Below are 20,372 nucleotides of genomic sequence, written 5' to 3'. Positions count from 1 at the left end.
CCCCAGGGTAGCGAGTGTGGCGCTCACCCGGCGGGGCCTCCCGAATCACTCGGCGATGGGGCGGCCGCTCAGCGCGCGGAAGTAGTAGAGCGTCAGCAGCACACCGACCGGGACCGCTACGAGCAGACCCACGACGAGGGCGAGCAGACCGGCCAGTGCGAGCAGGCCGGTGATCACCATGACCAGCAGGGTGGTGCCGGGATTGGCGACGGCGAGGTCGAGTCCCTTGCGGAGGGCGTCACCGACGGGCAGTCGGGCGTCGGCGGCCTGATAGACCATCCACATGGTGCAGAGGCCGAGGATGATGGCGACGATCCAGGACAGCCACTCCATACCGAGCAGGTCGATGAAGACCACGTTCGCCGCCCCGTTCACCACTCCGAGGATCAGCGAGATCACCACGATCGGGCCGAGGGCCACGGGCCGGGCGAAGTCGGCGAGTTCGGGGCGTCGTCCGTCGGCGATGATGATCATCGCGTTGAGCCAGCACGACAGGGCGAGCGCCATCACGACGGTGGCCAGCACGGTGATCACGATCGCCAGGGTGATGCCGACGGCGGTGCTGGCGGCCTGGCCGCCGGTGAGCCAGTCGTCGTTCACACTGAACCCGGCGAACAGCACCATGGTGAGCGCGATCGACCCGACGACGAAGAGAGCGACGAGCAGGAGAGCCCACAGCGCGGCCGCGCCGATGATGACGCCGGCGGAGGCGGAGAACTTGCGCCAGGCCCAGGAGAAGGCGTTCGAGAGCGACGGTGACGCGGGCACCAGGGTGGGCCCCGCCGGAGCGTACTGCTGTGCGTACGGGTTGGCCGCAAATGGATCGGCCCGGTACGGATCTGCGCTGTAGGGATCTGCGCTGTAGGGATCTGCGCTGTAGGGAGGTGCGGTGTGCGGGTCGTCCGCGTACGGGTTGGCCTGTTCCGGCACCGCGTCGTCGGGTCGCTGCTGCGGACCGGCGCCTTCGGGAGGAATGGAGCCCTCGGGAGAAACAGGGCCCTCGGGCGGAACGGAGTCCTCGGGAGGAACAGGGCGCCACGCGTCGGAATCGCTCATGTGAACATCATGCCCGGACCTGATCGACGACCGCGACCGCGCACGGCAGCGGTACTACGGTGGGGCACATGACCTTCACGCTCGACGACTTCCGGCTGGCGCCGAAGGTGCTGCTGCACGATCACCTCGACGGCGGACTGCGCCCGAGTACGGTGCTCGACCTCGCGCGGGAAGTGGGGTACGACCGGCTGCCCGCGGACACCGCGGAGGCGCTCGGGCACTGGTTCGCGACGGCGGCCGACTCCGGCTCGTTGGAGCGCTACCTGGAGACCTTCGCGCACACGGTCGCGGTGATGCAGACGGCGTCGGCGCTGACCCGGGTGGCCCGCGAATGCGCGCTCGACCTCGCGGCCGACGGGGTGATCTACGCCGAGGTCCGATTCGCGCCGGAACTGCACACCGAACGCGGTCTGTCCTTGGACGAGGTGGTCGAGGCGGTCTTGCGCGGCTTCGCCGACGGCTCGGCCGAAGCGGCGGCGGAGGGGCGACCGATCATCGTGCGCACGCTGGTCACGGCGATGCGCCATGCGGCACGGTCCCGGGAGATCGCCGAGCTGGCGGTGCGGTACCGCGACCGCGGGGTGGTGGGTTTCGACATCGCCGGGGCCGAGGCGGGCAACCCGCCCTCGCGGCACCTGGATGCGTTCGAATATCTGCGGGGGCAGAACTCGCACTTCACCATTCACGCGGGCGAGGCCTTCGGGTTGCCGTCGATCCACGAGGCCGTCGCCTTCTGCGGCACCGATCGTCTCGGGCACGGGGTCCGCGTGATCGACGACATCACCCTCGCGTCCGGTGCCAGACCCGCCGACCACGACTATCCGGGCGCGCGGCTCGGACCGATCGCGAACTACGTGCGCGACAAGCGGATTCCGCTGGAGCTGTGTCCGAGCAGCAACGTGCAGACCGGGGCGGTGGCCTCGATCGCCGAGCATCCGTTCAATGTGCTTGCGCGCCTACGCTTCCGGGTCACCGTGAACACCGACAACCGGTTGATGAGCAACACCACGATGAGTCGGGAGTTCCTGCTCCTGCACGAGGCGTTCGGCTACGGCTGGGCCGACTTCCAGCGGTTCACGGTCAACGCCATGAAGTCGGCGTTCCTGCACTTCGACGAGCGGCTGGCGTTGATCGACGAGGTGATCAAGCCGGGCTACGCGGTCCTGCTCGGCTGACCTCCCCGGGGGCGGCAACCCCCGGGGTGCGTTCGTCCGGTGTGATCGGTCGGTGTGTGATCGGTCGGGGTCAGCCGCGTCGGATGAGGCGTTCCTCGAAGTCGTTGACCAGGGCGCGCCAGGCCTCCGACTCGTTGTCGAACGGGCCCGACGGCGCCAGCCGGTTGGGGTCGGGCTTGATGGTGTAGTCGACGAACCAGCCCAGCGGGGTGGTGGTGCCCAGCGCCTCGTCGACGGTGTCGAGGTCGGCGAAATCGGCTGCGTCGGACAGCAATTCCACCGCGAGGTCGAGCTGCTTGGAGTCCACGCGGCGCGGTCCGTCGAGGATGTCCTCGTCCAGACCGGGGAGGGCGTACACGTTCTCGGTCAGCACGTCGTAGGTCAGCTCGCCGGCGTTGGCCATCGACTGCACCTCGCCGTAGGTCGACACGCGCGCCAGGTCGTGATCGTTGTGCTCGGCCAGGTAGCGCGTCAACGCGCGCTCGGAGGTGAAGCCGTAGATGGTGCCCTTGGCACCGAGGAAGACCGCGTCGTCGCCGAGGTAGCAGCGCAGCGTCAGGTACTCGCCGGTGTCGGTGTAGATGCGGATCGGGTCGATGCCGACCTCGCCCCAGAAGCCCTCGTCGACGTCGTCATCGTCGTCGTCTTCATCGTCGTCCGAGTCGGTGTCGTCCTCGTCGTCGAGGGGGTCGACCGGATCGAACTCCGGCTCGTCCTCGTCCTCGGCGGAGGCGGCGGCGGCCAGTTCGCCCTCGGCGATGCTCAGTGCTGCGGCGTCGACCTCGGGGACGGTCACGACGTCGTCGAGCGCGTCGATCACATCGTCCCAGTGCTTGGCGATGAGACGGCCGATACGCACCCACAGGTCCACGCCGTCGCGGCCCTGGAAGTTCTCGGTGCCGACGGTGACCGCACCCAGGATCGGGTTCGCGGTGAAGAACTTGGTGATCGGGGCGAGCTCGCAGACCTCACCGATGATGCGGGTGATCTCCAGCGCGTCTTCGAGTTCGGCGATGACCGCGCCGCGCGGGTCCTCGGCGGCCAGTTCGGGGACGCCGATCAGGTCGTAGCTGTGCTTGGAGTCCGGGATGAGTTCCTCGGCCTGCAGTTCGGTGATCGTCGACCACTGCGGGTGATCGGCGAGGTCGTTCTCGTCGTCGGTGCGCACGAATGCGGCCAGCGCGGCGACGGAGTCGAACCCGTAGAGGTCGTCCTCCAGTCCCAGGAATGCCTCCCACTCGTCGTCGCCCTCGCGCCAGCGAGGAGCCCACAGTGTGAATAGGTTCCCCTCGGTCAATCCGAGCTCAATGGGGACAATGTCTCCGGCCATGGGCCTGAGCCTACCGGGGCCGGTAGAAGCCCTCGAAACTCTGGTCGGCGTTTGTGGTGCGCAGGGCGGTCACCCCGACCGGATCGCCCCCGGTCTCCACCATCTGGCCGTTGCCGATGTACATCGCCACGTGGCCGCTCCACACGGCGAGATCGCCCGGCTGCAGCTGCGATTGGGACACCTGGAAACCGGCGGTGTCCTGGTCTTGGGCCAGCCTGGGCAGTTCGAGACCGGCCTGCCGGTAGGCCCACTGGGTGAAGCCGCTGCAGTCGAAACCGGCGGTGGTGGTCCCGCCCCAGACGTACGGCACGCCGCGCTGGCTGAGTGCGGCGCGCACCGCGGTGGCGGCTCGCTGATTGGGCGCGTAGGCCACCGAACCGTCGGGCAGGGTGATCGGCACTCGCCCCGGTGCCGCGGTGTCGGTGAGTCCGACGGTGGTCTGGTCCGGGGCGGTGATCCGGCCCAGACCCTTGGCGTCGGCGGCCAGCTGGCCCTGGGTACGGGCGACCGTGGCCAGTCCGCGGCCCAGGTGGTCGGCCGCCAACGGAATCAGGACGGCCAACGCCGCGGGTGTCAGCGTGGGTGCCGCGGCCGACGCCGCCGCGACGAAGCTGTCGGCGAGGCGATTGAGTTCGGTGTTGGCCTGCTTGACCCGACCGGCGGCGGTCTGCACCACGGCGGCGATGTCGGCTCCCGCTGCGCCCTCGGTGCCTTCTGCCGTCGCGGTCGCCGAGGCCCGCGCGGCGGCGGCGGTGCCGCCGCTGCCGGTCCAGTCGGCGGTGGCCTGGCGAGCGGCCCCGCGGGTCAGGTCGGCGGCGCCGTCGAGGGCGGTGCGGGTTGCGGTCAGGGTGGTGGTGGGGCCGCCCGCGGGTAGGTCGCCGGTGCCGAGCGCGGCGATCAGCATGCGCAGCGGGGCGATCAAGAAGTCGAACATCACGCCGACATCCCCGCCGCGCCTGCCGCGTCCGCGGCGCCGTAGGCGGCGGCCCCGGCGAGCGTGGCGGCGGCCTGGCCGGTGTGCGTTCCGGCCAGCGCGTCGAGCCGGGCGGCGCGCGCATTCATGGCGGCGCCGAGGGCACCCAGGAAGGGGGCGCCGATGAGGCCGAAGGTGGGTGCCAGTGCTGCGGTGTCGAGCCGCTCGGCGACGGCTCGATCGGCGACGATCCCGGCGGCGGTGCTCTGCCGTCCGGCGATGGCGGGTAACGCGGATTCGGTGACTGCGACAGGTTTCATGATCTTTAGACGCTGCGCGGCGTCGTCCGGTTCCACAGTTGCGGCGCGGCGTGGCGTTGCGGGGCGATTAGGCTTGGCGGGCATGAGCACTGACTCGCTGGACATGCGCATCGTGGATCACCCGTTGGTGCGTTCCCGCCTGACCCGACTGCGCGACGAGCACACTTCCAGCGCGGGGTTCCGCGAGCTGTTGACCCAGCTCACCGGCATGCTCATCTACGAGGCGATGGCCGATCAGCCGGTCGACGACGTGGTGGTGCGCACGCCGATCGGTCCGTGCCCGGGCGCGGTGTTGGCGCAGACCCCGCTGATGGTTCCGGTGCTGCGCGCCGGACTGGGCATGCTCCCGGCCGCCACCGCCGCGGTGCCCGAGGCGCAGATCGGGTTCGTCGGCATCGCGCGCGACGAGCACACCGCGCTCCCGCGGGAGTATCTGGTGTCGCTGCCGGAGGATCTGTCCGGCTGGCCGGTCTTCGTCCTCGACCCGATGCTGGCCACGGCCGGATCGATGCTGCACACCCTGGACGTGTTGGCCGCGCGGGGCGCCACCGACGTGACCGCGGTCTGCGTCGTCGCCGCGCCGGAGGGCATCGCGGCGCTGACGGCGTCGCCGCATGCGCCGCGCCTGGTGATCGGCGGCCTCGACGACGGGCTCAACGAGGCCTCGTTCATCGTGCCGGGCCTCGGCGACGCCGGCGACCGACTGTTCGGCCCCCGAAACTTCTGAGTCGGGAGGCGGGGTTCGCGCGCGGTCAGTTCACCCAGGCGGACAGCATCGGCTCGGTGGTCAGCACCCGGCCGTTCTCGGTGATGACCAGTGAGGCGGGCGAGACGATGTACGAGACGTTGCCGTTGGTCGCGGTGAACGTGTTGCCCGAACGCGTCGGGAAGTCCACGTGGCGGGAGTTTCCGTCGGCGAGGCCCTTGTAGTAGTAGCGACCGGTCTGCTGACCCACCTGGCAGATGATGACCTTGGACCGGCTGCTGTATCCGACGAAGACGAGGGGATCGGCGTTGTCATCGCAGGTGGGGCCGCCGGCGAAGCCGTGGACGCCGGTGCCGGGCACGGACGGCACGGGTAGTTGCGGCGTCGACGACGAGGGCGTCGCCGGGGCCGGCGCGGGCGCCTGCCTGACCTGGGCGTCGTCGTCGGCCGTCGGCGGGGTGGAGACGTACTGGGTCACCACGGTCTCGCCGCCGTCGGCGGTGTCGCTGTCGTCGCCGCGAGAATTGACGAACAGCAGCACGACGGCGGCGACGGCGGCCAGCGCGATCACCGCGGCCACCACCGCGATGATCTGCGGCCCGCGGTTCGGCGGCGCGGGCGGCGGGTAGGCCCCGTATTGGGACTGTCCGTACTCGGGTTGCCCGTACTGGGGCTGGCCGTACTCGGGTTGGCCGTATTGGGGCTGCCCGTACAGGGACGGGTCGTATTGGGGTTGGCCGTACTGGGTCGGCTCGTGACGGGGATCTGGCTGTCCGCCGTACTCGGGGTAGGTCATGGCGGTGGTTCCCTTCGGGGGTGGCCGGGCAGTTCGGCGAGGGCCCGGACCAGAATCGTCTCCAGCGCGCCGGCTTCGAGGTCCGCGCCGGCCGGGGCGCTGACCTGCGCATAGTACTTCAGTTTCGGCTCGGTGCCGCTGGGGCGCGCCACGATGCGCAGGGCGATTCCGGCCTCGTCGCGGCCGGTCAGTTCGACGGCGTCGGTGCGCGGACCGGTCGGCGCGGTGGACAGGTCGGCGGCGATCACCCCGATCCCGGCCAGCGAGGTCGGCGGATCCGTCCGCAGGTGGTCCATCACGGCGCCGATCTGGTTCAGATCGTCCACGCGCAGGCTGCGCTGGGCGGTCAGGTGGCGCCCGTGCCGGGTCATCAGCTCCTCGAGCGTCGCCGCCAGATCGCCCTTCGCGGCGGCCAGCCGGGCGAGGGCGACGGCGGCGCTGATGCCGTCCTTGTCCCGGACCGCCACGGGATCCACGCAGTGCCCGAGTGCCTCCTCGTAGGCGTAGAGCAGGGGCTCGCCGGCGCGGACGAGCCACTTGAAGCCCGTGAGGGTGCGCACCGAGCGCGCGCCGCGCGCGGTCGCCAGGGTGTGCAGCAGGGTGCCCGAGACGATCGACGAGGCCACCACCGGCGGTTCGGCGCCGACCGGCCATTCGTCGAGCGCGGCATCGCCGAGGAGTGCACCGGTCTCGTCGCCGGTCAGCATGCGCCAGCGGCCGTCGTCTCCGCGCATCCCGACGGCGCACCGATCGGCGTCCGGGTCCAGCGCCAGCGCAAGGTCGGCGCCGCGGTCGGCCGCGAGGGCCAGCAGCAGGTCGGTCGCGCCGGGCTCCTCCGGGTTGGGGAAGGCGACGGTGGGAAAGTCCGGGTCGGGTGCGAACTGTTCGGCCACCACGTGGACGTCGTGGAAGCCGTGCCGCGCCAGGGCATCCACGGCCAATCGGCCGCCCACCCCGTGCATCGCGGTGAGCACGATCCGGACCGTGCCGGTCGGGCGCGGCTCGAATCGCTCGTCCAGGCGCGCCAGGTAGGCGGCGACGATCCCGGCGCCGCGCGGGTCGGCCGCGAGGTGGCGGCGCGGTACCGCGGGCGCGGGCGGCGCGGCGGTGATGGCGGCTTCGATCTCCCGGTCGGCGGGGGAGAGTAGCTGCGCGCCGCCGCGGACGTAGACCTTGTAGCCGTTGTCGCCGGCCGGATTGTGTGAGGCGGTGATCATCACCCCGGCCGCGGCGTCGAGGCGCCGGGTGGCGAAGGCCACCAGCGGCGTGGGGCCGGGCTCGTCGAGTGCGACGACGTCGAATCCGGCCGCGGCGAGGACCTCGGTGGCGGCGGTGAAGAACTCGGCCGAGCCGTGTCGAGCGTCGCGGCCCACGACGACGATGGCGCCGCGTTCACCCTGCCGCACCAGCCAGTCGGCGAGGCCGGCGGTGGCGCGGGTGACGGTGTCGACGTTCATGCCGTCCGGGCCCTCGCGGACGGGACCGCGGAGCCCGGCGGTGCCGAAGCGCAGGCTCACCGGCGGTCGAGGGCGGTCACGACCTCGGCGAGCAGTGTGCCCATCCGGGTCGCGGAGGCCCGGCCCACCTCGAGCACCTCCGAGTGCGCCAGCGGCTCCCCGGTGATCCCGGCGGCCAGGTTGGTCACCAACGACACGCCCAGCACGTCGAGTCCGGCGGCGCGGGCGGCGATGGTCTCGTGCACCGTCGACATGCCCACCAGGTCGGCACCGATGGTCTTGAGCATGGTGATCTCGGCGGGGGTCTCGTACTGCGGTCCGGGCAGGCCGGCGTAGACGCCCTCGCGCAGGGACGGGTCCACGTCGCGAGCCAGCGTGCGCAGTGCGGGGGAATAGGCGTCCACCATGTTCACGAACTGGGCCCCGTGTAGCGGAGAGCGGCCGGTCAGGTTCAGCTGATCGGCGATCAGGACCGGTTGACCCACGTCGAGGCCGTCGGCGATGCCGCCCGCGGCATTGGTCAGGATCACGGTGCGGACACCGGCGGCAGCGGCCGTCCGGATCGGATGGACCACCCGGGACAGGTGGTGGCCCTCGTAGGCGTGCACCCGGCCGGCCATGATCAGCACGCGGGAGCTGCCGATCCGCACCGAGCGCACCGATCCGCTGTGCCCCTGGGCGGACGGGACGGTGAAGCCGGGGATCAACGTCATCGGCAGTTCGGCGAGCGGTAGACCGAACTCGTCGGCTGCGGGCGCCCAGCCCGAGCCGAGGACCACCGCGACGTCGTGTCGGCGGCAATCGGTGTGCGCGGCGATATAGGCCGCCGCGGCGACCGCGGCGGCGTCGGCGTCGAGGGTGGGATCCATAGTGCTCACCCTAGTGCCGGGCGATAGAGTCTTCGCCATGCCGTATTTCTCCCTGCACGATGACGCCGCCGAGGTCTACCTGGGCGCGCCCGGACGCGAACTCGACGAGACCAATCCGGAGAACCGGTTCACGCTCAGCTGGCTCGACGAGATGGATCGGGTGCTCGACGAGGCAGTGGCTGCGGGCAAGCCGATCGTGCTGACGGCCACCGGGAAGTTCTTTTCCAACGGCCTGGACACCGACTTCATCGCCGCGAACTTCGCCGAACTGCCCGGCTACCTGGACCGCATCCATCAGCTGTACGTCCGGATCCTGACCCTGCCGGTGCCGAGCATCGCCGCGATCAACGGCCACGCCTTCGGCGGCGGCGCGATGCTCGCGCTGTGCGCGGACCACCGCATCATGCGTACCGAGCGCGGCTTCTGGTCGCTGCCCGAGGCAGCGCTGAACATGCCGTTCACCCGCGGCATGGCGGCGCTGATCCGCACGCGCACGCCGGATGCCACCGCGACCGAGGCCATGCTGACCAGCCGCCGGTACGGCGGCGACGACGCCGTGCGTGCCGGCATCGTGGAAGAGGCCGCGGACGCGGAGGCACTGGTCGAGCGGGCTCGGGACATCGCGCGTGAGCGTGCCGGCCTGGTGTCCGACAACCTGTCGACGATCAAGCGCGGCCTGCGTCTTCCGCTGCTGGAGGATCTCAACACCCCCACGCCTCCCACGCTGCTCTGATGTTTCCGGCGATCAGTGACTGGCTCGACGCGAACCTGGACCGGGTGATCGCGTGGCGCCGCGAGATTCACGCGGCGCCGGAGCTGTCGATGGCCGAGTTCGCGACCACCGCGAAGGTGGTCGAGGTGCTCACGGCGGCCGGGCTGTCGCCGGTGGTGTTGCCCAAGGGCACCGGTGTGGTCTGCGACTTCGGTCCCACGGATCGCCCGCGCATCGGTCTGCGGGCCGATCTGGACGCCCTGCCGGTGACCGAGCAGACCGGTCTGCCCTTCGCCTCGCAGGTGGAGGGAGTCTCGCACGCCTGCGGGCACGACGCGCACACCGCGATCCTGATGGGTGTGGGCTGCCTGCTCGCCGACCTCGAGGATCTGCCGTTCGGCGTGCGGCTGCTGTTCCAGGCGGCCGAGGAGATCATGCCCGGCGGCGCGCTGGACGCGATCGACGCCGGCGTGATGGACGGGCTGGCGAGAATCTTTGCGCTGCACTGCGATCCGCACCTGCCGGTGGGCACCGTCGGCCTGCGCGCCGGCGCCCTGACGTCGGCGGCCGACCGCATCGAGGTGCACCTGCGCGGGCCAGGCGGCCACACCTCGCGGCCGCACCTGACCGGTGACCTGGTCTATGCGATGGGGGCCCTCATCACCGGACTGCCCGGTGTGCTCGCCCGTCGGGTGGACCCCCGTTCGGGCACCGTGATGGGTTGGGGCGCAGCGCATTCCGGTGACGCACCCAATGCCATTCCGCAAGAAGGGCGACTGCGCGGCACCGTCCGCACCGGCGACCAGTCGGTGTGGGACGAAATGGAGCCGTTGGTGCGCAGCATCGTCGGCGAGCTCGTCGCGCCGCTCGGGGTGAGCTACGACCTGAACTACGTGCGCGGCGTCCCGCCGGTGGTCAACGACGAGGACAGCGTCGCCATGCTGCGTCGCGCGGTGGGCGCCATCGATCCGGCCACCGAGGTGGACACCCCGCAGTCGGCGGGCGGTGAGGACTTCGCCTGGTACCTGCAGCACGCGCCGGGGGCGATGGCCCGCCTGGGCGTGTGGTCGGGAACCGGACCACGCGGCGACCTGCACCAGCCGGACTTCAACCTCGACGAACGCGCCATTGCGATCGGCATCGCAACGCTCGCCGGCACTGTCCTGCAGGGTGAACTGGAGCCGGAACCGCCGCTGCTCTGAGCGGCACGCGTAGCCGACCGCCGAGAACGGTGGTCGGCTTCGTACTCTTCCCGGTTCGGTCGCCATGGGCGAACTCGTCGGTCTCGCATCCTTGTCGGTTCGACGACGGCAACTCAGCGATCCACGGCGTCATATCGCCGTCGTGGAGCGCCACAGTGCCGTCGTTGCACCCCGGAGCCAGTCGGCGCCCCCGCCGGTCGATCACGGCTCGATCCGCGTGCACGAGAAAGTGAGGGCGATGGGCCTGCCGCGGCACAGCCAAGGCCGAACCTCCCCGTCCGGATCCCGACGCACCAGTACCCGTCCCCGGAACAACCGAGACCGCACCGCCGCAAGCCATAACGCACCGTCGTCCGGGGGTTGAGCAGCACCGGTGCGGTGGGGTGAAACTTCAGTGTGAAGAATGTGAATCGAACTATTGTGCTTAGCCCATGTGAGGTGTATCATAGTAGTAGGCGAGAGGGGATGAACCGTCCCGGACTCGCCCACAGAACTCTCGGAACATGAGTGGCCGGGTGACCGATCGTCACGCGGCTCGACCGGTTCCTTCGCTATTGGCTTCTCATGACCTGAGGAGTGCGTCATGGACGCGACAACTCTCACCGCCTTCGCCGATCTGATGAGCGATGACCTCACAATCCCCGTCGGTACCGACATTGATACGCCGGCGAATCTGGGGCAGTTCCTGGCTCGGGCGCGGGCGGTCGACGACGACCGGGAACTCCTGGCGGTAGCCGCGGCGGTTCTGCGGTTGCGCAATGTCACCGACTACTCGGTGGCCGCGACGTGCGCCGCGATCGAACGCGTGGGCCTGCCGGTCCGGAAGCATGTGCGGTCGGGTGCGGCGATCCTTGCCGAGCTCGGTGCGGCGCCGGCGGTGGCCTACCGCGCCGCGCGGCTCGGGCAGGCGATCTCCGACGAGAACCTTGTGCCAGCCATTCGCGGATTGCGTGATGGGGCGGTGTCGGCGGAGCACGGCGACGCCGTGGCGGCCGGTCTCGGGCACGTCGCCGGTCGGGTGGAACCGTCCGACGAGGATCGTCGGAAGATCGTGCATTCATTGCTGGTTCAGACTTCGCCGGCGCGGGTGAGAGAGTCCGCGCGTGCGTGGGCGATCAAGTTGGCGCCGGTCGAGGACGACGCCGATGCTTCGGGCGGGTACGTTCCGGTCGCTGAGCGTGACGATCTGAACGAGATGACGCTGAATCGGACCGATGACGGTCGGGTGGCGGTGACGATCGACTTCGACATCGTGGCAGGCGAGGAACTCAGCGCGGCATTGGATCCGCTCACGCGGCCCGTGCCCGAGCCCGACGGCTCTGCGGATCGGCGGTCGGCCAAGCGGCGGCGTGCGGATGCGATGGCGCAGGTGGTGCGCACGTATCTGTCTCATTCCGAGCGGCCCGAGTCGGGAGGAGTGTTGCCGCACGTCACCTTGTCGGTGCCCGCGGCGGTGGTGATGAACGGGCAGGTACTCGATTCGGTTGCGGGACAGACGATTTCAATCCGGATGTCCGATGACGGCACTGCCGAGGACAGCACCGCCGTGCCGTGGCTCGGGTTCGGTGGACCCATCTCGGCGCGCACGGCGGAGCTGATCATGTGCGAGGCGTCCGTCGCCTTGGCGCTGCTCGACGACAACGGTGTGCCGCTGAACGTCGGCCGCGAGAAGCGACTGTTCACCCCCGGTATCCGCAAGGCGCTGGTCCTGCGGGACCGTGGTTGCGCCTTTCCCGGTTGCGGGGTGCCGCCGTCGTGGTGCGACGGGCACCACGTGGAGCATTGGGAGCACGGCGGCGTGACGAGTCTGGACAACGGTGTCCTGCTCTGCCGCCGACACCACACCGTGATTCATCACGGTGGGTGGGAAGTGTTCATCGGCCGCGATCGCCAGCCGTGGTTCGTGCCGCCGGCCGATCCGGAGCATCCGGAGCGCCGTCGTGAACCGATCCGGTCGAATGCGCGACGGACCTTGACGTTATCGGCCAGCGCCGCGTGAGGCGCTCTGAGTAAGTGTCGGGAAGGTGTCCCGGCGCGATGTGTTGTTTGAAAATTTCATACTGGGCCCGCCGTGGGGGCGGGGCCTGGGTGGTCACGGGGACCGCCCGGGCAGGTCGGCTAGCGCTGGTTGTCCATCGGTTCGTCGGGGCCCGGGCCCACGTTGCGTGCCTCGTGCAGTCGGAGGCGCTGGACGTACTCGGCGGGTGCGCCGGCCACTTCGGCGGCGTCGGCGATCACCCCGATGTACCGTGCCGAGGGCAGTCCGCCTTCGTAGCCGTCGATCACGTACAGCCACACCATCACCGGGCCGTCGGCGGTGGTCACGCGGGTGCGGATCTTGCGGTGCACCCCCAGCTCGGTGCCCTCCCACCGGTCCAGGTTCGCTTCGTCCTCCACCGGCACGTCGTAGATCACCACGAAGACCTTGGCCTCCGGGTCGTCTCGGTCCTCGGTGACGGTGGCCAGGGAGCCCTCCCAGCCGAGGTCGTCGCCGGCGAAGGTCAACCGCCAGCCGTGCAGCCAACCGGTGGACGCCATCGGTGAATGGGGAGCCCGCTCCAGCATCTGGGAGGGGTCCATGTTCGACGCATATGCGGCATAGAGGGGCACGGCGCACAGCCTATGCCCTCCCCGCTGTGGAGGAAACTGTGCGCCGCCGCCGGGAGAGTAGGTTGGGAGGGAACTGACCCTGTGGCAAGGAGATGGCTAAGTGGCACGAATCGTGATCATCGGTGGGGGACCGGCAGGCTATGAAGCGGCGCTGGCTGGCGCTGCGTACGGCGCCGACATCACGCTCATCGACTCGGACGGAATCGGTGGTGCCTGCGTCCTGTGGGACTGCGTGCCGAGCAAGACCTTCATCGCCACCACCGGTGTGCGCACCGAGGTGCGCAAGGCGGCCGATCTCGGCGTGTCGATCGACGTCTCGGCGCCGGTCACGCTGCCGCAGATCAACCAGCGGGTCAAGGACCTCGCTTTTGCGCAGTCGGCGGACATTCGGGCGCGACTGGTCAGCGAAGGCATCCGGATCGTCGTCGGCACCGGCATGCTGTCGGAGACGGCGCCGGGCAGCGGTGTGCACGAGGTGATCGCCACGCACGCCGACGGCACCGTCGAGTCGCTCGAAGCCGAGGTGGTGCTGATCGCCACCGGCGCCTCGCCGCGCGAGCTGCCCGACGCCAAGCCGGACGGGGAACGAATCCTCAACTGGCGTCAGCTCTACGACCTCGACGACCTGCCCGAGCACCTGGTGGTGGTCGGCTCCGGTGTGACCGGCGCCGAGTTCGTGCACGCCTACACCGAACTCGGGGTGTCGGTGACCCTGGTCTCCAGCCGCGATCGCGTCCTGCCGCACGAGGACGAAGATGCGGCGCTGGCGCTGGAAGAAGCATTCGCCGAGCGCGGTGTCACGTTGGTCAAGCACGCGCGTGCCGATCGGGTGGCGCGGGTCGGCGACGGTGTCGAGGTGCACCTGGCCGACGGGCAGACCATCACCGGCTCGCACGTGCTGATGACCGTCGGCTCCATTCCGAACACCAAGGGCCTGGGCCTGGAAGATGTCGGGGTGGCCGTGGACCGCGGCGGTTACATCACGGTCGACCGCGTCTCGCGAACCTCGGTGCCGGGCGTGTACGCCGCGGGCGACTGCACCGGCGTGCTGCCGCTGGCATCGGTGGCCGCCATGCAGGGCCGCATCGCCATGTACCACTCGCTGGGCGAGGGAGTGAGCCCGATTCGACTCAAGACGGTCGCCTCGGCCATCTTCACGCGGCCGGAGATCGCGGCGGTGGGGGTCTCGCAGAACGCCATCGACTCCGGGGAGTACCCGGCGCGCACCGTCATGCTGCCGCTGGCCACCAACCCGCGCGGCAAGATGAGCGGCCTGCGCCGCGGTTTTGTGAAGATCTTCTGCCGACCGGCCACCGGCGTGGTGATCGGCGGTGTGGTGGTCTCGCCGATCGCCTCGGAACTGATCCTGCCCATCGCGCTGGCGGTGGAGAACAAGCTGCAGGTCTCCGACCTGGCGAACACCTTCTCGGTGTACCCGTCGCTGTCCGGATCGATTACCGAGGCCGCGCGCCAGCTGGTACGTCACGACGACCTGGACTGAGTCGGCGTGCCCGCCGCCGTCGGCAGTTGGGGCGAGCTGTTCGGCCACGACCATCGGGCACCGGTGGTGGTGCTGGCCGGCGGCATCGGACTGTTCGCGACGAATACCTATGTGACCACCAGTCTGCTGCCGAGTGCGGTGGCGCAGATCGGTGGCGGCGAGTTCTACGCGTGGACGATGACGGTCTTCGTGGTCGCGGCGGTCGCCTCGTCGATGGTGGTCTCGCGGGCGTTGGACCGGTTCGGCAGTCGGTTGTCGTACGTGGCGGGCTTCGGGGTCTTCGCGCTCGGGACGCTGTTCGCGGCCGCCGCGCCGAGCATGCCGGTGCTGCTCACCGGCCGGGCCGTGCAGGGCGTGGCCGCCGGACTGTTGGCCGGCCTGGCGTTCGCGGTGGTACGGCTGGTGCTGCCCGCGCACCTGTGGCAGCGCGCGGTGGCACTGCTGTCGGCCATGTGGGGTGTGGGCAACGTGGCCGGCCCGGTGGTGGGCGGTTTCTTCGCCGACATCGGTTTCTGGCGCGGCGCCTTCGGACTGTTGGCGATCCTCGCTCTCGCCCTGGGGGCGGTGGCCGCACGAGTACTGCCGACGCGGACCGCGAGCAGCGGCGACGCCGACCCGGTGCCGTGGTTCGCGTTGGTGCTGCTCGCCGCGGCGGCGCTGGCCCTGAGCCTGGCCTCGATCGTGTCGTCGATGACGAGCACCGTGCTGTGGGTGCTCGCGGCCGTGGTGGCCGCCGCGGCGTTCGTGCTGCGTGAGCGTTCGGCGTCGAACCGGGTGCTGCCGAAGCAGACCTACCGGGGATCCTCGCCGCTGCGCTGGATCTACCTCGCCATCGCGCTGCTCACCCTGGCCTCGACCATTGAGACCTTCGTCCCGCTGTTCGGCCAACGGCTCGGCGGGATGTCGCCGCTGGTCGCCGGGTTGCTCGGCGCGGCGATCTCCTGGGGGTGGACCGTCGCCTCGCTGATCAGTTCCACGGTCACCACGGCCTCAACGCAGCGGGCGGTGCAGGTGGCCGGTCCGCTGCTGATCTCGGTCGGCTTCGTCGGCTACGGCGCCCTGCAGAGCGAGGCGCCCAGCGGCGCCGTGGTGGCCGGCTGGTTCGCCGCCCTGTTCGTGGCCGGTTGCGGCATCGGTATGGCGATGGCGCACTGGCTCACCGCGGGGCTGCGGATCAGCGACGATCCGCACGAGGCCGCGCACGTCTCGGCGGGCATGAACACCACGCAGCTGATCGCGACGGCCTTCGGTGCGGCATTGGCCGGTCTGCTGGTGTCGGTCGGCGGCCCGGCGGTGCTCGGATCGGCGCGCGTGCTGAGCTTCGGCTACGCCCTCATCGGGGTGGTCGCCGTGGCGGCCGTGTTCGCCGAGTTCGCGGCCCAGCGACGGCACCGGGCTCAGCGCGCGCGCTGAGGCGGTCAGGCGCCGGCCAGGAAGCCGTCGATCTGGTTGATCGCGCTGGTGGCGCCCTCGATCATCCCCATGTCCAGGACCTGCTGCAACGACTCGGCGTCGGGGAAGACGGAGGTGTAGACGGCACGGGTGCCGCCCTCGGCGGCCTCGAAGCGATAGACGTTCTTGCTGACCGGCATGCCGGGCGCCGGATTGAACTCGGCGTCGCCGAAACCGTCGTCGAAGGTCAGCAGGGTCGGCGCGGCCACCTCGGTGATGAGCCACCAGCCGTAGTACTTCTCGCCGCTGTTCGGGTCGGTCATGAAGTAGGTGCACTTGGCACCGGGGGTCAGGTCGTGGTCGACGAAGGTGGCCGGAACCTCCGGCGGGCCCCACACCTTTTCGAGCTGGCGCGGGTCGGCGTAGAGGTCCCACACCCGCTGGACGGGTGCGGCGAAGGCGGCCTCGATGGTGAGGGTGCAGGTGGCGATGTCACTGGTGACGTCGATGACAGGCATGGTGACTCCCGGGGAGTGAAGAAGTGCGGTCAGGGGGACGGCGGGGCGGGATCGGAGGCGAGGAGCTCGTCCACGCGGGCGATCCGGCCGCGCCAGATCTGTTCGATGCCGGCCAGCATGGTCTGCACCGATCGGACGGCGGTCACGTCGCCGGAGGCCAGTTGCTGCCTGCCGCTGCGCCGCTTGGTGAGCAGCCCGGCTTTCTCCAACACGGCGACGTGTTTCTGAACGGCGGCGAAACTCATGTCGTAGTCCGCCGCGAGCGCGGTGACCGAGTGCTCGCCGGCCAGTACCCGTCGCAGAATGCTGCGTCGTGTCCGGTCGGAGAGGGCGTGGAACAGGGCATCCGCCCGATCCTCGTCATCCTCGTTCACCCTTCCCAATATACAACCATTTGGTTGTAGGTCAAGGTTTTCGGGGAAAGTCAGGCCAGGTCGTAGGAGTGGGTGACCGCCCGGTTCCAGCCCGCGAAGAGACGCTCGCGCTCGTCGTCGTCCATCGCCGGCGACCACCGGCCGCCCTCGGCCCAGTTGCCGCGGATGTCCTCGGCGGAATCCCAGAACCCGACGGCCAGGCCGGCGGCGTAGGCGGCGCCGAGCGCGGTGGTCTCGTTGACCACCGGCCGCACCACCGGCACGTTCAAGATGTCGGACTGGAATTGCATGAGCAGGTCGTTGACCACCATGCCGCCATCCACCTTGAGAGTGGTCAGCGCGACGCCGGAGTCGGCCTGCATGGCCTCGATCACCTCGCGGGTCTGGTAGGCGCTGGCCTCGAGGACGGCGCGGGCGAGGTGACGCCTGTCGGCGAACCGGGTCAGGCCCACGATCACGCCGCGCGCATCGGGGCGCCACCGCGGGGCGAACAGCCCGGAGAAGGCGGGCACGAAGTAGACGCCGCCGTTGTCGTCGGCGTCCGCGGCCAACTCCTCCACCTCGGGGGCCGAAGCGATCAGCCCAAGGTTGTCCCGCAGCCACTGCACCAGGGAGCCGGTCACCGCGATCGAGCCCTCCAGCGCATAGCGGGCGGGCTCGTCGCCAAGGCGATAGCAGACGGTGGTCAGCAGCCCGTGCCGGCTGAAGACCGGATCGGTGCCGGTGTTCATCAGCAGGAAGTTGCCGGTGCCGTAGGTGTTCTTGGCTTCGCCGGGTTCCAGGCAAGCCTGACCGAAGGTGGCCGCCTGCTGGTCACCGAGGATGCCCGACAGCGGGATCTCCGGGTAGGTGCCGCCCAGGGTGAGCTGGGCGATGACCTCCGAGCTGGAACGGATCTCCGGCAGCATGGCGAGCGGAATGCCCAGGTCGGCGCAGATCTCCGCGTCCCACTCCAGGGTTCGCAGATTCATCAGCAGGGTGCGCGAGGCGTTGGTGACGTCGGTGACGTGCACGCCCTCGTTGCGGGCGCCACCGGTCATGTTCCAGATGAGCCAGGTGTCCATGGTGCCGAAGTACAGGTCGCCGCGTTCGGCGCGCTCGCGGGCGCCGTCGACGTTGTCCAGGATCCACCGGATCTTGGGGCCGGAGAAGTACGTCGACAGCGGGAGACCGGTGCGCTCGCGGTAGCGGTCCACGCCGGGTTCGCCGAGCCCGTCCGGTGCGGCGGCCAGTTCCTCGCACAGCTCGGCCGTGCGGGTGTCCTGCCAGACGATCGCGTTGTAGACCGGCTGCCCGGTGTGCCGATCCCAGACCACGGTGGTTTCCCGCTGATTGGTGATGCCGCACGCGGCGATCTCGCCGGGACCGGCTTCGCCCGCGCCGATCACCGCTCCGGCCACGCGGCGGGTGTTGCGCCAGATCTCGATGGGGTCGTGCTCCACCCACCCGGCTTGCGGGAAGATCTGCCGGTGCTCGGTCTGCTCGCTGGCGACGACCGATCCGGCGTGATCGAAGAGCATGGCGCGGGTCGAGGTGGTGCCCTGATCGATGGCGGCGACGTAGCGGTTCGCGGGGGCGACGGTGGTCTGGCTCACGCGGTCAGTCTCTCACGGCACCCGGTTACGCTCCGGTAGAGTTCGGGGCGTGTCCACTGAGAAGAACCAGGATCGACCTGCGGATTTGAGCCCGGCCCAGCGCGTCGACGCGTGGCGGCGACTCAGCGAGGAAGAGTTCGATCTCGTCGTGATCGGCGGCGGGGTCACCGGCGCCGGTGCCGCGCTCGATGCCGCCACCCGCGGCCTGCGCGTGGCGCTGGTGGAGGCGCGCGACTTCGCCTCCGGCACGTCGAGCCGATCGTCGAAGATGTTCCACGGCGGCCTGCGCTACCTGGAGCAGCTGGAGTTCGGCCTGGTGCGCGAGGCGCTGCGCGAGCGGGAACTCTCGCTGAGCCTGCTGGCGCCCCACCTGGTCAAGCCGCTGCCGTTCCTGTTTCCACTGACCAAGCGCGTGTGGGAGCGGCCCTACATGGCCGCCGGACTGTTCCTGTACGACCGGATGGGCGGCGCCAAGTCGGTGCCCGGCCAGCGCCACGTGACCCGCGCGGGCGCGCTGCGGATCGCCCCGGGTCTCAAGCGGGAGGCGCTGATCGGCGGCATCCGCTACCACGACACCGTCGTCGACGACGCGCGACACACGCTCACCCTGGCGCGCACGGCCGCGCAGTACGGGGCCGTGGTGCGCACGTCGACGCAGGCCGTCGGCTTCGTCAAGGACGGCGACCGGGTGATCGGCGTCAAGGTGCGCGACTCCGAGAGCGGTGCCACCGCCACGGTGGCCACCCAGTCGGTGATCAACGCCGCCGGCGTCTGGACCGACGAGGTGCAGAAACTGTCCGGTCAGCGCGGGCATTTCACCGTGCGCGCCTCCAAGGGCGTGCACATCGTGATTCCGCGCGACCGGATCGTCAGCGAGACGGCCATCATCCTGCGCACCCCGACGTCGGTGCTGTTCGTGATCCCGTGGGAGACGCACTGGATCATCGGCACCACCGACACCGACTGGAACCTGGACCTCGCGCACCCGGCGGCCACCCGCGCGGACATCGACTTCATTCTCACGCGGGTCAACGAGGAGCTGGTGACCCAGCTGACCCACGACGACATCGAGGGCGTGTACGCCGGGCTGCGGCCGCTGCTGGCCGGTGAGGACGAGTCCACCTCGGCGCTCTCGCGCGAGCACGCGGTGGCGGTGGTGACGCCCGGGCTGATCTCGATCGCCGGCGGCAAGTACACCACCTACCGGGTGATGGGTGCCGACGCCGTGGACGCGGCCGCCGCCTTCATCCCGGACCGGGTGGGGGAGTCGGTCACCGACCGGGTGCCGCTGCTCGGCGCCGACGGCTACTTCGCGTTGATCAACCAGTGCGAGCACCTCGGGCAGCAGTACGGTCTGCACCCGTATCGGGTGCGGCGCCTGCTGAACCGGTACGGCTCGTTGCTCGACGAGGTGCTGACCGCGGCCGTCGACGATCCGTCGCTGCTGCGCCCGCTGGGCGCCGCACCCCAGTACCTGCGGGTGGAGGTGGCCTACGCGGCCGCCAGCGAGGGGGCGCTGCACCTGGAGGACGTGATGGCGCGGCGGACGCGGATCGCGATCGAGTACAGCCATCGCGGCGTCGACTGTGCCCGCGAGGCCGCCGAACTGATGGCGCCGATCCTGGGCTGGACCGATGAGCAGCGCGAGTGGGAGATCGAGAACTACTGCGCGCGGGTCGCCGCGGAGGTCGCCTCGCAGCGCCAGCCCGACGACGAGGCCGCCGACGCCCTGCGCGTGGCCGCGCCCGAGGCTCGGCGCGAGATCCTGGAACCGGTGCCCGCACCGGAGTGAGGAAGCCCACGCCCGCAGACGCCGCCACCGGGACGTAGTGCCCTGGTCCGCGGC

General features: G+C 70.3%; 19 protein-coding genes. 8 read left to right on the top strand and 11 right to left on the bottom strand.

What is annotated here, in order from left to right; translation table 11 throughout:
* Positions 1-45: 45 nt before the first annotated feature.
* The gene (locus ACFFJD_RS12890; RefSeq protein WP_382364757.1) at positions 46-1,056 is read right to left on the bottom strand and encodes a hypothetical protein; all 1,011 of its coding nucleotides are present in this window, start codon (positions 1,054-1,056) and stop codon (positions 46-48) included.
* 68 nt (positions 1,057-1,124) lie between these two features.
* Here ACFFJD_RS12890 and ACFFJD_RS12885 point away from each other — a divergent pair, with 68 nt between their 5' ends.
* Positions 1,125-2,231 carry an adenosine deaminase gene (locus ACFFJD_RS12885; RefSeq protein ID WP_382364755.1) on the top strand — a complete coding sequence of 369 codons (1,107 nt, stop codon included), beginning with the start codon at positions 1,125-1,127 and terminating at the stop codon, positions 2,229-2,231.
* A gap of 70 nt (positions 2,232-2,301) precedes the next feature.
* Here the strand turns inward: ACFFJD_RS12885 and ACFFJD_RS12880 are convergent, their stop codons facing one another.
* From ACFFJD_RS12880 to ACFFJD_RS12870, 3 genes are read right to left on the bottom strand one after another with little or no spacing between them, the layout of a single operon-like run.
* A complete protein-coding gene (locus tag ACFFJD_RS12880) occupies positions 2,302-3,561 on the bottom strand; it encodes a SatS C-terminal domain-containing protein (protein ID WP_382364753.1) in 1,260 nt (419 codons plus the stop codon).
* Between the two features lie 10 nt (positions 3,562-3,571).
* Complete coding sequence (locus ACFFJD_RS12875; protein ID WP_382364861.1) at positions 3,572-4,495, bottom strand: C40 family peptidase; 924 nt, start codon at positions 4,493-4,495, stop codon at positions 3,572-3,574.
* Positions 4,495-4,794 (bottom strand): type VII secretion target, encoded by a 300-nt coding sequence (locus ACFFJD_RS12870; protein ID WP_382364751.1) that lies wholly within the window; start codon positions 4,792-4,794, stop codon positions 4,495-4,497. Before ACFFJD_RS12870 ends, ACFFJD_RS12875 begins: the two co-directional genes overlap by 1 nt.
* Positions 4,795-4,876: 82 nt before the next feature.
* Here ACFFJD_RS12870 and upp point away from each other — a divergent pair, with 82 nt between their 5' ends.
* A complete protein-coding gene (upp, locus tag ACFFJD_RS12865; protein WP_382364749.1) occupies positions 4,877-5,521 on the top strand; it encodes a uracil phosphoribosyltransferase in 645 nt (214 codons plus the stop codon).
* 25 nt (positions 5,522-5,546) lie between these two features.
* Here the strand turns inward: upp and ACFFJD_RS12860 are convergent, their stop codons facing one another.
* The 3 genes from ACFFJD_RS12860 to ACFFJD_RS12850 are packed head-to-tail and all read right to left on the bottom strand — an operon-like array spanning position 5,547 to position 8,622.
* Entirely contained in the window at positions 5,547-6,296 is a 750-nt protein-coding gene (locus ACFFJD_RS12860) for a hypothetical protein (protein ID WP_382364747.1), read from the bottom strand.
* Positions 6,293-7,813 carry a phospho-sugar mutase gene (locus ACFFJD_RS12855; RefSeq protein ID WP_382364745.1) on the bottom strand — a complete coding sequence of 507 codons (1,521 nt, stop codon included), beginning with the start codon at positions 7,811-7,813 and terminating at the stop codon, positions 6,293-6,295. Before ACFFJD_RS12855 ends, ACFFJD_RS12860 begins: the two co-directional genes overlap by 4 nt.
* Complete coding sequence (locus tag ACFFJD_RS12850; RefSeq protein WP_382364743.1) at positions 7,810-8,622, bottom strand: purine-nucleoside phosphorylase; 813 nt, start codon at positions 8,620-8,622, stop codon at positions 7,810-7,812. Before ACFFJD_RS12850 ends, ACFFJD_RS12855 begins: the two co-directional genes overlap by 4 nt.
* A 37-nt stretch (positions 8,623-8,659) precedes the next feature.
* On the opposite strand from ACFFJD_RS12850, the gene ACFFJD_RS12845 reads away from it, so the two are divergent.
* The 3 genes from ACFFJD_RS12845 (at position 8,660) to ACFFJD_RS12835 (ending at position 12,535) form a co-directional block, all read left to right on the top strand.
* Complete coding sequence (locus tag ACFFJD_RS12845) at positions 8,660-9,355, top strand: enoyl-CoA hydratase/isomerase family protein (protein ID WP_382364741.1); 696 nt, start codon at positions 8,660-8,662, stop codon at positions 9,353-9,355.
* Entirely contained in the window at positions 9,355-10,536 is a 1,182-nt protein-coding gene (locus ACFFJD_RS12840; RefSeq protein ID WP_382364739.1) for an amidohydrolase, read from the top strand. Before ACFFJD_RS12845 ends, ACFFJD_RS12840 begins: the two co-directional genes overlap by 1 nt.
* Before the next feature lie 583 nt (positions 10,537-11,119).
* Complete coding sequence (locus tag ACFFJD_RS12835) at positions 11,120-12,535, top strand: HNH endonuclease signature motif containing protein (protein WP_382364737.1); 1,416 nt, start codon at positions 11,120-11,122, stop codon at positions 12,533-12,535.
* 119 nt (positions 12,536-12,654) lie between these two features.
* Here ACFFJD_RS12835 and ACFFJD_RS12830 read toward each other — a convergent pair whose 3' ends face one another.
* Entirely contained in the window at positions 12,655-13,146 is a 492-nt protein-coding gene (locus ACFFJD_RS12830; RefSeq protein ID WP_382364735.1) for a gamma-glutamylcyclotransferase family protein, read from the bottom strand.
* A 100-nt stretch (positions 13,147-13,246) separates the two neighbouring features.
* Between ACFFJD_RS12830 and ACFFJD_RS12825 the strand changes: the two genes are divergently transcribed.
* The gene (locus ACFFJD_RS12825; RefSeq protein WP_382364733.1) at positions 13,247-14,647 is read left to right on the top strand and encodes an NAD(P)H-quinone dehydrogenase; all 1,401 of its coding nucleotides are present in this window, start codon (positions 13,247-13,249) and stop codon (positions 14,645-14,647) included.
* 6 nt (positions 14,648-14,653) lie between these two features.
* Positions 14,654-16,060 (top strand): MFS transporter, encoded by a 1,407-nt coding sequence (locus ACFFJD_RS12820; RefSeq protein ID WP_382364731.1) that lies wholly within the window; start codon positions 14,654-14,656, stop codon positions 16,058-16,060.
* Positions 16,061-16,065: 5 nt separating this feature from the next.
* Here the strand turns inward: ACFFJD_RS12820 and ACFFJD_RS12815 are convergent, their stop codons facing one another.
* Genes ACFFJD_RS12815 through glpK form a run of 3 tightly spaced genes read right to left on the bottom strand, consistent with a single transcriptional unit; the run spans position 16,066 to position 18,526 of the window.
* A complete protein-coding gene (locus ACFFJD_RS12815) occupies positions 16,066-16,557 on the bottom strand; it encodes an SRPBCC family protein (protein WP_382364729.1) in 492 nt (163 codons plus the stop codon).
* Between the two features lie 29 nt (positions 16,558-16,586).
* Positions 16,587-16,931: an ArsR/SmtB family transcription factor gene (locus ACFFJD_RS12810; protein ID WP_382364727.1), complete on the bottom strand. Its 345-nt coding sequence runs from the start codon at positions 16,929-16,931 to the stop codon at positions 16,587-16,589.
* A 50-nt stretch (positions 16,932-16,981) separates the two neighbouring features.
* A complete protein-coding gene (gene glpK, locus ACFFJD_RS12805; protein WP_382364725.1) occupies positions 16,982-18,526 on the bottom strand; it encodes a glycerol kinase GlpK in 1,545 nt (514 codons plus the stop codon).
* Positions 18,527-18,575: 49 nt separating this feature from the next.
* On the opposite strand from glpK, the gene ACFFJD_RS12800 reads away from it, so the two are divergent.
* Entirely contained in the window at positions 18,576-20,318 is a 1,743-nt protein-coding gene (locus ACFFJD_RS12800; protein ID WP_382364723.1) for a glycerol-3-phosphate dehydrogenase/oxidase, read from the top strand.
* Positions 20,319-20,372 lie beyond the last annotated feature (54 nt).

Origin of the sequence: Gordonia phosphorivorans (assembly GCF_042432625.1) — a bacterium.
Taxonomy (GTDB): domain Bacteria; phylum Actinomycetota; class Actinomycetes; order Mycobacteriales; family Mycobacteriaceae; genus Gordonia; species Gordonia phosphorivorans.
The sequence above is the reverse complement of the archived record's forward strand: the minus strand, read 5'-3'. Positions and strand labels throughout refer to the sequence as shown.

Bases quoted from the DNA above. Each gene is read 5' to 3' on its own strand.
- ACFFJD_RS12890 (WP_382364757.1), bottom strand. From the start codon at position 1,056: ATGAGCGATTCCGACGCGTGGCGCCCTGTTCCTCCCGAGGACTCCGTT.
- ACFFJD_RS12885 (WP_382364755.1), top strand. From the start codon at position 1,125: ATGACCTTCACGCTCGACGACTTCCGGCTGGCGCCGAAGGTGCTGCTG.
- ACFFJD_RS12880 (WP_382364753.1), bottom strand. From the start codon at position 3,561: ATGGCCGGAGACATTGTCCCCATTGAGCTCGGATTGACCGAGGGGAAC.
- ACFFJD_RS12875 (WP_382364861.1), bottom strand. From the start codon at position 4,495: ATGTTCGACTTCTTGATCGCCCCGCTGCGCATGCTGATCGCCGCGCTC.
- ACFFJD_RS12870 (WP_382364751.1), bottom strand. From the start codon at position 4,794: ATGAAACCTGTCGCAGTCACCGAATCCGCGTTACCCGCCATCGCCGGA.
- upp (WP_382364749.1), top strand. From the start codon at position 4,877: ATGAGCACTGACTCGCTGGACATGCGCATCGTGGATCACCCGTTGGTG.
- ACFFJD_RS12860 (WP_382364747.1), bottom strand. From the start codon at position 6,296: ATGACCTACCCCGAGTACGGCGGACAGCCAGATCCCCGTCACGAGCCG.
- ACFFJD_RS12850 (WP_382364743.1), bottom strand. From the start codon at position 8,622: ATGGATCCCACCCTCGACGCCGACGCCGCCGCGGTCGCCGCGGCGGCC.
- ACFFJD_RS12845 (WP_382364741.1), top strand. From the start codon at position 8,660: ATGCCGTATTTCTCCCTGCACGATGACGCCGCCGAGGTCTACCTGGGC.
- ACFFJD_RS12840 (WP_382364739.1), top strand. From the start codon at position 9,355: ATGTTTCCGGCGATCAGTGACTGGCTCGACGCGAACCTGGACCGGGTG.
- ACFFJD_RS12835 (WP_382364737.1), top strand. From the start codon at position 11,120: ATGGACGCGACAACTCTCACCGCCTTCGCCGATCTGATGAGCGATGAC.
- ACFFJD_RS12815 (WP_382364729.1), bottom strand. From the start codon at position 16,557: ATGCCTGTCATCGACGTCACCAGTGACATCGCCACCTGCACCCTCACC.